Genomic DNA, 14,641 nt, shown 5'->3' on the forward strand with positions numbered 1-14,641 from the left:
CGTCAGGCCGCGTGCGCGCTGTATGCCATCGGAGTGTTCCATATGACGTGTCGTGACAGGGCGAAGCGTCCAATGCGGTGTTGTATATGACCACCGCATCCGGGCCGCCGTCGCGCATTCGTGAGAGCAGATCGATAAGAACGTCGTGCGACGGCGGCCCCTTATCTATGTTCGGAATGGCTACGGAAGTATAGGCAGGATCGACGGCTGTTATTCCAGTGCAATCCTGTCCAACTGCGCGCGCTGCCGCGCGCGAAAAAGCCGATATGTGCAGTCAGCTTAAAAGCGCTTGCCATGCGCAAACCGTGCGCCGGCAGGGACACGCGCCGAGCAATTGCCTTGCTATTTTCAGGCGCGCGTACCACTCTGCATGAAGAATACCGCCTGTTCGCACGTCGGCAACGGGCGCGTCCTTCCGGGTGGAGCACGCCATGATGTCCGCCATCGCCGTTCATGATCCTCATCGTCAATTGCTGCCGTTTCGCGAATCGCTGCTCGCGATGCTCGGCATCGCATTCGTTTCGATGCTGGTCGCGCTGGATCAGACGATTGTCGGCACGGCGCTGCCGCGCATCGTCGCCGACCTGAAGGGCTTCGATTTCTACGCGTGGGTCGCGACGTCGTACATGCTCGCATCCGTCATCACGATCCCGATCTTCGGGCGGCTCGGCGATCTGTACGGGCGCAAGCCGTTCCTGCTCGCGGCGATCCTGTTGTTCACGCTCGCCTCGATGCTGTGCGGGCTCGCGACCAACATGCTGTTTCTCGTGGCCGCGCGTGGCCTGCAAGGCATCGGCGGCGGCATCCTGATCGGCACTGTGTTCGCGACGGTCGCCGATCTGTTCCCGGACCCGAAGCTGCGGCTTCGCTGGCTCGTGTTCGTCACGTCGTCGTTCGGCATCGCGAACATCGTCGGGCCGACGCTGGGCGGCGTGCTCACGCAGATGCAGGGCTGGCGGCTCGTGTTCTTCGTCAACGTGCCCATCGGCGTGGTGTCGCTGGTTTTCGTTCAGCTGTTCGTGCCGAAGTTGCGTCGGCTGAAGGAACGCGGACCGATCCAGCTCGACTGGCTCGGCGCATTCGTCGTCGCCGTGACGTTCGGCGCGCTGCAACTGCTGATCGAACTGCTGCCGAAGGAAGGAATCAGCGGGCCGACAGTCCTGCTCTTCGCGATCACGACCGTCTGCGGCTTGACGCTGTACTTCTGGGAAAAGCGCATGGGCTATCCCGTCGTGCCCGTCGATGTGCTGCTCGATCGCAAGCTCGCAGCGCTGTTCGCGATGGCCGTGCTCGGCGGCTTTGCGCTGTTCTCGATGGTGTTCTATGTGCCGCTGCTGTTCCAGGGCGGCTATGCGATGTCGCCGCACGACTCCGGCATGCTGATCACGCCCTTGCTGCTCGGCACCACGGTCGGCAGCGTGCTCAACAATCGCATCGTCACGCGCATCCGCCGCGCGAATGGCCTCATGTATATCGGCTTTGCGCTGTGCGTGATCGGCTGTCTCGCGCTTGTCGCGCTCAAGGGCAACGAGCCGCATATCGTATGGATGTCGTGCATGGGCCTGAGCGGACTCGGGCTCGGCCTTGTCGTGACGAATCTGACGATCTGCTCGCAACAGATCGTCGCGCGCGATCATCTCGGCGCGGTGACGGCGTTGCTGCAATCGCTGCGCATCTTCGGCGGCATGCTCGGCACGGCGATCACGGGCGCGCTGCTCGGGCATCTGTATACGCAGGGCGTGAACCGTTCGCTCGATTCGTATCAGGCGACGCAGTGGCTCAAGTCGTTCGCGAGTCCCGATGTGCTGGTCGATCGCGCGGAGCAGTCGGCGCTGATCGAGCGGCTGGTGGCAGCCGGGCATTCCGGCGACCCGATGATGCACATGGCGCGCGAAGCGCTCGTCGTGTCGATTCATATCGGGCTTGCCGTCGCGGCCCTGGCGGCGTTGATCGGGCTGTGCCTCGCGTGGTTCGTGCCCGCTGTACAGGTCACGTATGCGGAGGCCGAAGTGCGCGGCACGTGACTTCGTCGCAGTGAGGTGGTCATTCAGGTCGTATTGCGTTGCTTCCGCCGGGACGCGCGGCGGCTTTTGCTATGATGGCTGTATAGATATACAGTCCTTCTTCAGCCTTTGTGCTCCCGACATTCGTGCCGACCGACGCACCCGATCCATATTCCGGGTCTTCCTTCTACTACCTGCTGAATTTCGAGCGCGCGCTCGCGTGGATCGCCGAGCGTTACGACGATTTGCTCGACGACGTCGAGCGCGCTTTTCTGCACACGTTTCTGCACGGCGCGGCATGTTTGCCGCGAGCGTCGCGCGCGCTGCTCGTCCGGATGCTGATGCGCAAGGGCACGCTGTTTCGCACGGGGCGCCTCGCGTATGCGGAGATCGGCTGCCCCGTGCAGGCCGCCGCGCCGCTTGCCGCGCTCGGATGGATCGATGCGGATGCGCACGTGTCGCTCGACGAACTGTTCGCGCTCGCGACGCGCCCGGAGCTTCAGCGCATGTTCGCCGACGCGCCCGCGCTCAAGGGCGCGCGCAAGGCCGAGTGGCTCGAAGGATTGCGCGCGCACGCGGACCATGCGGCGCATGCGAGGCAACGGCGTTATCGCGAGTGGGATGCCGCGTCGGATGAAGCCGCGTTGCGCGTGCTCGTCGCGCCGCTGTGCGAGCGTTTCAGGGTGATGTTCTTCGGCAATCTGCATCAGGACTGGTCCGAGTTCGTGCTCGCCGATCTTGGCGTGTTCCAGTACGAGCGCGTCGCGTTTGCCGATTCGTCGCGCGCGTTTCAGCAAAGGGCCGATGTCGACTGCTATCTGGCGCTGCACGCGTGCCGCGAAGCGCTGGAGCTGACGGGTGGCGAGGCACTGGAGCCGCTGCTCGAAGCCGTCGATGCAATCGATACGCAAGGCAACGCATGGCTTGCGCTGCGCCGCGCGAAACTGCTGTTCGCGATCGGCCAGCATGCCGAACGCCGGCATGACTGGAATGCGGCGTTGCGCGTCTACGAGCGCTGCGCGTGGCCGGGCGCGCGGCACCGTCGTATGCGCGTGCTCGAACGTGCGGGCCGCGATGCACAAGCGCTCGCGCTGGCCCTTCAAGCCGCCGGCGAACCGGAAAGCGAGGAGGAGTTGCAGCGTCTTGCGCGTATCGTGCCGCGTCTGCAACGACGGCTCGGACTTGCGGCGCACAAGGTGGCGAAAGCACGCGCCGTACCGCGCAGCATGCTCGAACTGCCGCGTCCTGCCGATCCGTTTGCAGTCGAATATATCGCACGCGATCATCTGTCGACGGAAGACGCGCCTGTTCATTACGTCGAGAACGCGCTGATCAATTCGCTGTTCGGCCTCTTGTGCTGGGAGCCCGTGTTCGCAGCCGTGCCCGGCGCGTTTTTCCACCCGTTCCAGCGCGGTCCCGCCGATCTGCATGCGCCGGACTTTCGCGCGCGCCGCGCCGCGCTGTTCGACGCGTGCTTCGCGCAACTCGACAGCGGCGAATATCGCGCGACGATACAGCGTCACTTCGAAACCAAAGCAGGGTTGCAATCGCCATTCGTGTTCTGGGGCATGCTGACGCCCGAACTGCTGACGCTCGCGCTCGATTGCCTGCCCGCTGCGCATTTGAAGCTGTGGTTCGAGCGGCTGCTGTCCGATGTTCGCGCGAACCGTTCGGGCTTGCCCGATCTGATCCGCTTCTGGCCGCGCGAGCGGCGCTACGAGTCGATCGAAGTGAAAGGGCCGGGCGATCGTCTACAGGACAACCAGATCCGCTGGCTCGAGTTCTGCGTGCAGCACGGCATGCCCGTGAGCGTGCTCGACGTGCGCTGGGTCGGCGGCGACGACGATGCGAATACGATTGCCAGCGTGGACGTCGGCGACATCAATGGCGTCAGCGACATCAGCGACGTCAGCGACACGGAGGCGGCCTAATGACTTACATCGTCGCCGTGCGCACGCTGTGCGAATTCACCGCGCGGCGCGGCGATCTCGATCTGCGCTTCACGCCCGCGCCTTCGGCGCTTGAAGGCATCGCGGGGCATCAGGCCGTGACGGCGCGGCGCGCGTCAGGCTACGAAACCGAGATCACGCTGACGGGCACGCATGGTTCGCTCACCGTGCGCGGCCGCGCCGACGGCTACGACCCAGCGCTCAACCGGCTCGAAGAGATCAAGACGCATCGGGGCGATCTGGAGCGGATGCCTGCGAACCATCGCGTGCTGCATTGGGCGCAGGCCCTCGTGTATGGCCATCTGCTGTGCGTGGCGCGCGAACTTGACGAACTCACGGTCGCGCTCGTCTACTTCGACATCGCGGACCAGAAGGAAACCTTGCTGACCGAGCGGCACACGGCCGCGTCGTTGCGCGCGTTCTTCGAGGACCAGTGCGAACGTTTCGTTGCGTGGGCCGCGCGCGAGGCAGCGCATCGCGATGCGCGCAATGCGGCGCTGAACGCGTTGCGCTTTCCGTATAGCGAGTTTCGCAGCGGGCAGCGCGATCTGTCGGTGGCCGTGTTTCGCGCCGCGCGCGACGGGCGCTGTCTGATGGCGCAAGCGCCGACGGGCATCGGCAAGACGCTCGGCACGATCTTTCCGCTGCTGAAGGCGTGCGGGGCGGATCATCTCGATCGTGTGTTCTTTCTGACCGCGAAGACTCCGGGCCGCGCGCTCGCGCTCGATGCGATCGGATCACTGCATCGAAGCGAGGATGCGTTGCCGCTGCGCACGCTCGAACTCGTCGCGCGCGACAAGGCGTGCGAGCATCCCGACAAGTCATGCGACGGCGAATCGTGTCCGCTCGCGCGCGGCTTCTATGACCGGCTGCCCGCTGCGCGCGACACGGCCTTGCAGTCGCGCATGCTCGATCGCGCGGCCGTGCGCGAAGCGGCGCTCGCGCACGGCGTCTGTCCGTACTATCTTGCGCAGGAGTTGTCGCGCTGGTGCGATGTCGTGATCGGCGACTACAACTACTACTTCGACGGCAGCGCGATGCTGTATGCGCTCACGCAGATGAACGGCTGGCGCGTCGCGGTCCTCGTCGACGAGGCGCACAATCTGCCCGACCGCGCGCGCCGTATGTACAGCGCGACGCTCGATCAGGGCGCGTTTCGTGGCGCACGTCATGCGGCGCCCGCTGCGCTGAAGAAGCCATTCGACCGCGTGAATCGCGAGTGGAATGCATTGAACCGCGAGCGAAATGCAGCGTACGAAGTGCTGGCCGCCGTGCCGCCGAAGCTGCAATCGGGGGTACAGAATCTGATCGCGTCGATCGGCGATCAGCTTGCCGAAGCGCCGCAACCCATCGACGATACAGTGCTGCGTTTCTATTTCGATGCGCTGCATTTCGTGTCGCTAGTCGAGGCGTTCGGCGATCACTCGATTGTCGACGTGACGCTCGATTCGTATCAAGCGGCTGCGCGCGCGAAGTCGTCGACATTGCTTTGCGTGCGCAACGTGATTCCCGCGCCGTTCCTCAAGCCGCGCTATGCGGCCGCGCGCGCGACGGTTCTGTTCTCGGGCACGCTCAGTCCGCAGCACTTCTATCGCGACATGCTCGGCCTGCCCGACGACACCGGCTGGCTCGACGTCGAAGGGCCGTTCAGGGCGGAGCAACTGGACGTGCATGTCGCGCATCACGTATCGACGCGCTGGCGCGACCGCGAGCGCTCGCTCGCGCCGATCGTCGATCTGATCGCGGAGCAGTACGCTCAGCGTCCCGGCAACTATCTCGGCTTTCTCAGCAGCTTCGACTATCTTCAGCGCGTCGTCGATTCGATGCGCGAGCGTCATCCGCAGGTGCCCATCTGGACGCAGGAGCCGCGCATGGACGAAGCGGCGCGCGGCGCGTTTCTGGCGCGCTTTCGCGCGAGCGGAGCGGGCGTCGGCTTTGCCGTGCTGGGCGGCGCGTTTTCGGAGGGCGTGGATCTCGTCGGCGATCAGCTGATCGGCGCGTTCATCGCGACGCTCGGCTTGCCGCAGATGAACGATGTCAACGAGCAGATGCGCCGCACGTTCGACGCGAAGTTCGGCAATGGCTATGACTATGCCTATCTGTTTCCGGGCTTGCGGAAGGTCGTGCAGGCGGCGGGGCGGGTGATCCGCACCGAGCAGGATGCGGGCGTCGTGCATCTGATCGATGACAGGTATCGGCGGGCGGATGTCAGGCGGCTGTTGCCGCGATGGTGGAGAGTGCAGTAGGTTTTTGCTTTTGTCTGCGACGCTGTTTTTTAGCGTGCCGCCGGCATCCGCAAATGCGTGGCTATTTCAGCGTGCCGCTGGCATCCGCGATGCGCCTCGCGGCGCGGGCGTTGCCCCTGTGCGGGGCGGCACCTACTTTTCTTTGCCGCCGCAAAGAAAAGTAGGCAAAAGAAAGCGGGCTCACACCGCCAGTGCTTGACGTTTACCCACGGGTTCTCAACGTCCCCGTGTTTTATGCGGCAGCACGCTGGCCGATGTTCGTTGCCAGCGCACTACTTAAACGCCTCACCTGCGTCATGCAACCGCGTTGCGGCCCGCAACATCGAACATTCCTGCGCCCCTTTGCGGCAAACTGTGTGTAGGCATTCGCACCACACAGGACACCCTCGCTAGGCGATGCAGCTACAAGTGCGGGCGGCGTCCTGTACGACACAGCAATCCGCATTCACTACCGACATGCGGCGCTGAAGCGTTCGATGCCCTTAGCCGTGCCACGCGTGCATGAAGCGGGTGAGACGTTTAGCCAGCAAGTTGGCAACGAACATAAGCTTGCACACTGCAGCGCGAAGCATGGGGACGTTGAGAGCCCGTGGGTAAAGGTCAAGGATTGGCGGTGTGAGCCCGCTTTCTTTGCTTACTTTCTTTGCGGCGGCAAAGAAAGTGAGTGCCGCCCCGCACAGGGGCAACGCCCGCGCCGCGAGGCGCATCGCGGATGCCAGCAAAAAAGCAAAAACCATCCAGCATCGCAGAAAAAAAAGGAAACGAAAGTGCACACCGAATACCGCTTCACCACGATCTGGCGTATCAACGCGCCGCTCCAGGCCGTATGGGACGCCATCCACGACCCGGCCACCTGGCCACACTGGTGGAAAAGCGTCGAACGCGTGATCGAAGTGGAGACGGGCGCAAGCGACGGCGTCGGCGCGTTGCATCGCTATACGTGGAAAGGCCGCTTGCCGTATCGCGTCGCGTTCGACATGCGCGTGACGCGCGTCGAGCCACTCGTCGTGCTCGAAGGCGAAGCGTGCGGCGATGTCGAGGGCACGGGGCGCTGGCAGTTCTCGTCGCTCGACGCGGTGACAATCGTTCGCTACGAATGGAGCGTGCGCACGAAGCGCGGCTGGATGAACCTGCTTGCGCCGCTCGCGCGTCCGTTCTTCAAATGGAACCACGACTACGTGATGCAGCAGGGCGGCGAAGCGCTCGCGAGTCTGCTCGATGCGCGTCTCGTCGGCATCGAGCATTCGTCGTGAAGCAAACGATGCGTCAGTGACGCGCGGCCTTCGGCTCGGGCTTGTCCTTGTTCGAGCCGTCGGGTACGCTCGCGGGACGCGGCGGTCCTTCGGGTTCCTCGCCGGCGATGCCAGGTTGCGCATCGGACGGAACGAGTACGTTGCGCTGCGGATTGGAGATTTCGATGCCTTTCGCGCGGAACGCCTCGAAAATGCGCCGGTTGAATTCGCGCTGCACCGGCCAGCGCGCGCTGTCGCGGCACTGGATCTGGCCCACGAGCGTGACGGACGCGCCATCGACGGCATCGACGCCCCAGAAGCTGAAGTCCGACAGGATGCCGTCCCTGAACCTGTCGTCCTCGCGCAGCGCCGCGCCGATTTCCTTCAGCGTCGCGGTCGCGAGATCGACATCCTGACCGTAGGCGATGCTGACCTTCACGGCCGCATTGCCGAGTCCGCGGTTCGTGTTGTTCACCGTCGACACGGAACTGAACGGCACCGTGAACAACGAACCGTCGCCGCCGCGCAGACGCACCGTGCGGATCGACAGATACTCGACCGTCCCCGACACGCCCGCGAGCGTCACCCAGTCGCCGACCTGCATCGCGTTTTCCATCAGCAGGAAGATCCCTGTGATGAAGTCTTGCACGAGCTTTTGCGAACCAAAGCCGAGCGCGACGCCGAAGATGCTCGCGCTCGCGAGCAGCGGCGCCGTGTTCACGCCAAGCTCGCTCAAGCCCGTCAGCACGACGACAATCGCGATCACGACGAAGAGGGCCGTGCGCAGCATCGGCACCAGCGTGCGCAGACGCGCGGCGCGCACGAGATCGCCGCTCTTCGTCCATTGATCGAGGCGCTTCTCGACCGAAACGTTCGCGACTTCCCACACGATCAGCGCGATCACGGCCGCCACGCAGATCGTGATCAGCGCGGAGGTCAGACGGTGGCCGATCGCGCCCGGACGGAAGAACTGCCACACGCCGATGCCCCACACCTGTAGCAGCACGAGCGCGGTGACGGCCATGATGACGGTCGATACGACGCGCCGCATCAGCGGATAGTAGCGGTACGCGTGCTGATGAAGCAGCGAGCGGCTCTCGCCCTCCTCGACATGGAAGATCCGCCCGAGTGCGCCATAAAGCACGATCGACACGATGCGCGCGGCGATCAGCACGATCAGCGACAGCCCGCCCAGATGTAGCAGCGTCCGGTAGCCGTTGTGCACGTCGAGCGCCCACACGAACCACAGCGCCATCACGACGAATACGGCGACGCCCGCCCACATGTCGATGAGCCCGTGCGCAAGCAGCTTCATCGGACGCTGGCTCTCGCTCGTACGATCCAGCACGAGCGCGGCGATCGGCGCGCGGCATTGCAGGATCATGATCGACACCATCACGTGTCCGACCAGCGCGAGCAGCTTGACGAGCGGCAGATGTGCCGCATCGCTCAGGCCGAGCACAGTGGAAATCTGGATCAGCGCGCCGCCCACGCCGATCACGCTGACGATGCGGACCACCCAGCGCTGCATGAAGAGTGCCCAGCTATCGGGCAGCCGCAACAGGCGTAGCCCGGGCGCATCGGGTTGCAGGAAAAAGCCCGCCGCGATCACGATCGCGCGGCAGATCACATAGAGGTCGATCAGCCCGTTGAGCGCGTCGTCCTGAATCGTGCCGTCGTCGGTGAAGAACGACATCAGCGCGCTCGCCGCCGCGATGAACGCGACGAGCGGCAGCATGCGCACGCACAGTTGCAGCGCGGCCATCGGCAGACGTTGCAGCGTGGTCCAGTGGTGCGCCGCCTGGCGTTTGCTGCGGGCTTCCTTCTGTTCGTCGTCGAAGGCGTCGGGTTTCGCGGCGGGCGTTGCAGCCGATCCCGCCGACGACGGCGGTGTCGACATCGACCGCGCAGCCGGGCTCGCGGGTGGGCTCTTGTCTGTAGCGGTTTCGGTCGGCGTCGCTGCGGCGCTCACGGCTCCCGCTGCGCGCGCCGCGGCGTCTTCTTGTGCCTGATGAGCCGCGTCGCGTGCTTCGCGCGCCTCGCGCCGCGCGATGACCGCCGCGCGCGCCCGGCGCAGCACGCGCCGCACGAGCCATTCGAGCGCGATCGCGGGCAGCAGCGTGCCGATCAGCGCGAGCAGCACGCCACCGACCTTCGCGCGTTCGTGCGGATCGGATAGTTGCACGTTCCACCAGTAGCGCGCCGACGACGTATCGAGCAGCACGGCCACCGATCGCCTGAGCGTCGCGCCGCCTTGCGCGAGCCAATGCGCGCCCTGGCGCGCCAGCTGCGATGCGAGGCCGTTCGACTTGAACGCGGCGGGCACGCTTGCGCCCGATGTGCTCGCCGCCGCGGCAGCCGACGCGCCGGATGCGGGCGCGGGCGCGGCAGGCGTCGCGAGCACGCCTGCCGCGGCAATCGCCGTCAGCGTGTCTTCGATTTGCGCGCGTCTTTTCGGGTCGTTGAGGACGGCCAGCGCCTCGCGGGCCTGTTCGGGTGTCAGCGTGACGGTGGTGGCGGAGGCGCCCGTCGCCGTGACGGCCGAAAAGGCAGGGGCGCTGAACAGCGCCAGCAGGCAGATCAAAAGGAATTTGCGCATGTAGGGCCGGTGGGCGGCGGCGATGCGCGTACGGCTGGACGCGATGCGGCGCCGGAAGCCACCACGTTTCGACTGAAAAATAAAGCGACAGCGGCGGGGCGCGATAAGTTCCGCAAACGGCGATCCAGCGCGCATCGGAGCGTGCGATGCGCGCTTTTGGTGCTTACGTATAAACGTGGCGTGGACACATCCACACGATCAGCGTTCGCCGGGGCGCGCGGGCTTGTCGAGCGTGCCGTCGACGGCTTCCGTGAAGGTCCGTTCTTCGCGCAGGATGAAGCGCTTCGCTTGCGCCATGCGGAAGTTCTCGACCGATGCGGGGTCGGTGCGCAGCCGCGCGCGATACGCTTCGTAGGCGGCGAGGCTGTCGAACGCGACGAGACCCCACGCGATATCGTTCGTGCCTTCGTGCGGCAGAAAATAACCGATCAGGTGGCCGCCGCAGCGCGGAATGATTTCTCCCCAGTTCTCGGCGTACTGCCTGAATGCGTCACGTTGAAAAGGATCGATCTGATAGCGGATGAAACAGGTGAGCGTCATGGAGATTCCTGTCGATGTCGTGGGTTCGTTGGGCCATCGTGCAGCCGGACATGTGGCTGCATGACGGCCAGTATCAGCGACGCGTATTCCGCGATGTTTCAGGCTGGCTCGAAGTGTCGACGCCTGTTCGGCGGCAGATGAATGACAGTGTGGACCGCCGCCCGGCAGCCCCTATGCTTTTAAATGTGTTCTTCCTTCATGTGTCCGTGACGCGACCAGAATGTGTGCATCCCGTGCAGATCGTAGATGACTGCGTGACAGGTAATCAGGCAGACTGACGATCTCGGTGACGTCGGTGGCGATGTGCGTGATCGTTTACCCACCTAAAGTCAAAAAAGCATGTGCCGATAAGAATGTCGAATGGACCGGCGACGATCGTGCGTCCGTTCACGATGACGGTGCATGTAGTATGTGGACACCGAATAGCGTTCTTGCCGTTCGGACGCAGGCGCGCGAAGGGGGAAGTATGGACGTGCGGCGATTGATCTACCTGTCGGCGAAACCCAGCGCGGAAATTCGTGAATTCTTCGAGCAATGCGACTGGCAGGTGACATCAGCCAGGTCGGTGAAGGAAGTGATGAAGGCTCTCGGCGGTTTCGATGCGGCGGGCGGGCTGCTCGACCTTGCCGCAGGATTGCCGCTTCACGAAATCGAAGCGCTCGATGCCTGCCTTGCGATGCCGAATATCGGCTGGGTCGCGATCGTATCGCCGGGGCAACTCGCCGATTCGACGATGCGCCGGCTCGTGCGCGACTACTGCTCGGACTATGTGACCGTCCCCGTGGTCCCGGAGAGGGCCGTCAGGGCCGTCGGGCATGCTCGCGGAATGGCGACGCTCGCGGGCGCGCAGCAACAGGCGCCCGTTCATACCGTCACGGAAGGCGACATGATCGGCTCATGCGAGTCGATGCAGGCGCTCTTTCGGTCGATCAAACGGGTCGCGTCGACGGATGCACCCGTGTTCATAGCCGGCGAATCGGGAACGGGCAAGGAACTCACGGCTGCCGCGATTCATCAACGGTCTTCGCGCCGCGACGCTCCGTTCGTCGCGATCAATTGCGGCGCGATATCGCGCGAACTGGTGCAGTCGGAGCTGTTCGGTCACGAACGCGGGGCATTTACGGGGGCCACGCAACGCAGGATAGGACGCGTCGAGGCAGCGAACGGCGGCACGCTGTTTCTAGACGAAATCGGCGATCTTCCGCTGGAAAGCCAGGCCAGCCTGCTGCGGTTTCTGCAGGAACGCAAGATCGAGCGACTCGGCGGGCAGGAACTGGTCGACGTCGATGTGCGGATCATCTCGGCGACGCACGTCGATCTCGATGCAGCCATCGCCGACGGGCGCTTCCGGCACGACCTCTATCACCGGCTTTGCGTGCTGCGCATCGTGGAGCCGCCGTTGCGCGAGCGAGGCGCCGACATCGAACTGCTCGCGTTTCATCTGCTCGGTCATTTCAGGCGTGATGCGGGACGACGGTTGCAGGGTTTCGCGCCCGACGCGATGGAAGCCATACACCGGCACACGTGGCCGGGAAACGTGCGCGAGCTGGGCAACCGCATTCGACGGGCCGTGGTGATGGCCGAAGGCAGATTGATCACCGCGAAGGATCTCGAACTGGATCATCTGGTGGATCAAACGCCCGTATCGCTGAACGTCGCGCGCGAGGCGGCCGAACGCATGGCCATCGAACGTGCGCTGTTGCGGCATCGCGGGCGCTATGGCGAGGCCGCGCGCGACCTGGGCATTTCCCGCGTCACGCTTTACCGCCTGATGGATGCCTACCGGATGCGCGAGCCGGACAGCGCCGGACTCAAGCCCGGCAAACGCCTCGACGACCACAGCGACCCGAATTGACGAAACCGGCGACATCGGCGCACGTGCCACGCCTGCACGGATAGCGGGAATCGGCCGCCTGGAGCGCCTCCACGCGACCTTGCCCTGATATCTCCGGCCGCCTCTGTCAAAATGAGCAGCGGAATCTTCCGCGCAACCGTTGATGAACGAGGCTAAACGCAATGCCCAGCTCAATCAGGCCGAGCCGTCTGAAAAAACCGTCGATGCATGCGGCAGCGCAGGCATCCCACGCGTCTGCGCGCCCGCGTGAAGCGGTCGCCGGCGAAACGTCCGCGCATCCCGCGATCGATGAGCAGGTCGTGCTCGTGCTGCAAGGCGGCGGCGCGCTCGGCGCGTATCAGGCGGGCGTGTACGAGGCGCTGCACGACGCGCGGATCGAGCCCGACTGGGTGATCGGCACGTCGATTGGCGCGATCAACGGCGCGATCATCGCGGGCAATCGCCCGGCGGACAGGATGAGCCGTCTGCGCGCGTTCTGGGAGCGCGTCACGTGGAAGGGCTTCGCGGACGATCACAAAACCTGGCTGTCGGCTTTCGCGCCCGCGTGCGCTGCCACGAATATCCCTGCGTATCTGACAGCCGCATGGAGCGCGTGGGCCGCGTGGATGCCGGGCTACGAGCAATGGCTGCGCGATCTGTCGATCATGTCGCACGGCATTCCGGCGTTCTTCACGCCGCGCGCCGATGCGTGGCTCGGCCTGCAAGCGCCCGTCGGTCTCGAGCACGCCGCGTTCTATCGCACCGAGCCGTTGCGCGAGACGCTCGCGTCATTGATCGACTTCGATTATCTGAACGGCAAGGCAACGCGGCTGACGGTCGGCACGGTCGGCGTCGGCAGCGGACAGATGCGCTATTTCACCAACCGCGACGAGCCGCTCGACGTGCAGCATGTGATGGCGTCCGCTGCGTTTCCGCCGGGCTTTCCGTCCGTGCGCATCGACGGCGAGGCGTACTGGGACGGCGGCATCTATTCGAACACGCCGCTCGAAGCGGTGCTCGACGACCGGCCGCGCCACAGCTCGGTGATCTTCACCGTGCAGTTGTGGCCCGCACACGGCGACGAGCCCGCGTCGATCCACGAAGCGATGAGCAGGCAGCGCGACATCCAGTATTCGAGCCGCGCCGAGAGCCACCTCGAACGACAGCGGCAGATTCACCGGCTGCGTCACGTGATCCGCGAACTGGGCAAGCATCTGCCTGAAAACGAACGCGATACGAAGGCCGTCAAGGAACTGCTCGGCTGGGGCTGCGGGACGACGATGCAGGTAATCGAGCTCGACGCGCCGAGCTTCGGCAGCGACGAGCTGCACAAGGACATCGACTTTTCGGCGGACGGCATCAAGCGTCGCTGGCAGGCGGGCTACGCCGACGCGCAACGGATGATCGAACGCGAGCCGTGGAGCGCGGAGCCGGACCCGATGGAGGGCATATCGATTCATCGCTCGGAGCCGCAGACGGCGTGAACCACGCGTTGTGCACGGGCAATGAGCGGCGATGAACGACAGCGGCACGCCGGAAACATTGCGCAAGGGAATCGGCGTGTTGTACCTTGAATGAAGGCATCGGCAGACGGGACGTCTACGACAAGAACGACATGACTCATCCGAATGCGGCATTGATCGAGCGGTTCTACGAGGCGTTCCAGCGGCTCGACGTCGAAGCGATGGCCGCGTGCTACGCGCCCGACGTGACGTTCAGCGATCCCGTCTTCGGCGAGCTGCATGGCGCCGAAGCGTCGGATATGTGGCGCATGCTGGTGTCGCGCGCGCAGGAATTGACGATTGCTTTCGGTCACGTCGCTGCAGACGATGCGAGCGGCAGCGCGCATTGGGTCGCGAGCTATGTGTTCAGTCAGACGGGCCGGACGGTCGTCAATCCGATCGATGCGCGCTTCGTGTTCCGCGACGGGCTGATCGTCGAGCATCACGATCGCTTCGATCTGTGGCGCTGGGCGAGTCAGGCATTGGGCGTAAAAGGCGCGCTGCTCGGCTGGACGCCGTTCGCGCAGAACGCGATTCGCGCGCAGGCCAGACATGGGCTGGCTGCGTGGCGTGCAAGGAATGCGTGAAGGGACATGAGGGGAGGATGAAGGGCGCAGGAAGCGCACCTGATGGGCTGGCGGAACGCGTGCATGCGCGGCGCAATGCAGGCATCGTGCCGCTGGATATGCGTGGTATTCCGTTTGCGAAGCAGGCAGAACGAACGACATAGCGAGGT

General features: G+C 64.7%; 11 protein-coding genes. 9 read left to right on the plus strand and 2 right to left on the minus strand.

The features are described from left to right. Positions 1-431 precede the first annotated feature (431 nt). The 4 genes from GCT13_RS06865 (at position 432) to GCT13_RS06880 (ending at position 7,451) form a co-directional block, all read left to right on the plus strand. A complete protein-coding gene (locus GCT13_RS06865) occupies positions 432-2,024 on the plus strand; it encodes an MFS transporter (RefSeq protein WP_152756260.1) in 1,593 nt (530 codons plus the stop codon). Between the two features lie 125 nt (positions 2,025-2,149). Then, positions 2,150-3,934: a VRR-NUC domain-containing protein gene (locus GCT13_RS06870; RefSeq protein WP_321574221.1), complete on the plus strand. Its 1,785-nt coding sequence runs from the start codon at positions 2,150-2,152 to the stop codon at positions 3,932-3,934. Beyond that, positions 3,934-6,198 carry an ATP-dependent DNA helicase gene (locus GCT13_RS06875; RefSeq protein WP_152756262.1) on the plus strand — a complete coding sequence of 755 codons (2,265 nt, stop codon included), beginning with the start codon at positions 3,934-3,936 and terminating at the stop codon, positions 6,196-6,198. The genes GCT13_RS06870 and GCT13_RS06875 overlap by 1 nt, the downstream gene beginning before the upstream one ends. Before the next feature lie 767 nt (positions 6,199-6,965). After that, the gene (locus GCT13_RS06880; protein ID WP_321574222.1) at positions 6,966-7,451 is read left to right on the plus strand and encodes an SRPBCC family protein; all 486 of its coding nucleotides are present in this window, start codon (positions 6,966-6,968) and stop codon (positions 7,449-7,451) included. 13 nt (positions 7,452-7,464) lie between these two features. On the opposite strand, the gene GCT13_RS06885 is transcribed toward GCT13_RS06880, so the two are convergent. Both GCT13_RS06885 and GCT13_RS06890 read right to left on the minus strand, forming a co-directional pair. Continuing rightward, entirely contained in the window at positions 7,465-10,029 is a 2,565-nt protein-coding gene (locus GCT13_RS06885) for a mechanosensitive ion channel domain-containing protein (protein ID WP_152756264.1), read from the minus strand. 198 nt (positions 10,030-10,227) lie between these two features. Beyond that, a complete protein-coding gene (locus tag GCT13_RS06890) occupies positions 10,228-10,569 on the minus strand; it encodes an NIPSNAP family protein (protein WP_152756266.1) in 342 nt (113 codons plus the stop codon). A 14-nt stretch (positions 10,570-10,583) separates the two neighbouring features. Between GCT13_RS06890 and GCT13_RS06895 the strand changes: the two genes are divergently transcribed. The 5 genes from GCT13_RS06895 (at position 10,584) to GCT13_RS50510 (ending at position 14,635) form a co-directional block, all read left to right on the plus strand. Continuing rightward, on the plus strand, positions 10,584-10,847 hold the full coding sequence (locus tag GCT13_RS06895) for a hypothetical protein (RefSeq protein ID WP_152756268.1): 264 nt from the start codon (positions 10,584-10,586) through the stop codon (positions 10,845-10,847). A gap of 188 nt (positions 10,848-11,035) precedes the next feature. Further along, positions 11,036-12,424: a sigma-54 dependent transcriptional regulator gene (locus GCT13_RS06900; RefSeq protein WP_152756270.1), complete on the plus strand. Its 1,389-nt coding sequence runs from the start codon at positions 11,036-11,038 to the stop codon at positions 12,422-12,424. A 161-nt stretch (positions 12,425-12,585) separates the two neighbouring features. Continuing rightward, positions 12,586-13,887 carry a patatin-like phospholipase family protein gene (locus GCT13_RS06905; protein ID WP_152756272.1) on the plus strand — a complete coding sequence of 434 codons (1,302 nt, stop codon included), beginning with the start codon at positions 12,586-12,588 and terminating at the stop codon, positions 13,885-13,887. 131 nt (positions 13,888-14,018) lie between these two features. Continuing rightward, the gene (locus GCT13_RS06910; protein WP_152756274.1) at positions 14,019-14,492 is read left to right on the plus strand and encodes a nuclear transport factor 2 family protein; all 474 of its coding nucleotides are present in this window, start codon (positions 14,019-14,021) and stop codon (positions 14,490-14,492) included. A 17-nt stretch (positions 14,493-14,509) separates the two neighbouring features. After that, positions 14,510-14,635 carry a hypothetical protein gene (locus tag GCT13_RS50510; protein WP_265335274.1) on the plus strand — a complete coding sequence of 42 codons (126 nt, stop codon included), beginning with the start codon at positions 14,510-14,512 and terminating at the stop codon, positions 14,633-14,635. Positions 14,636-14,641: the final 6 nt, after the last annotated feature.

It is taken from the genome of Paraburkholderia franconis (genome assembly GCF_009362735.1).
GTDB classification, from domain to species: Bacteria; Pseudomonadota; Gammaproteobacteria; order Burkholderiales; family Burkholderiaceae; genus Paraburkholderia; species Paraburkholderia franconis.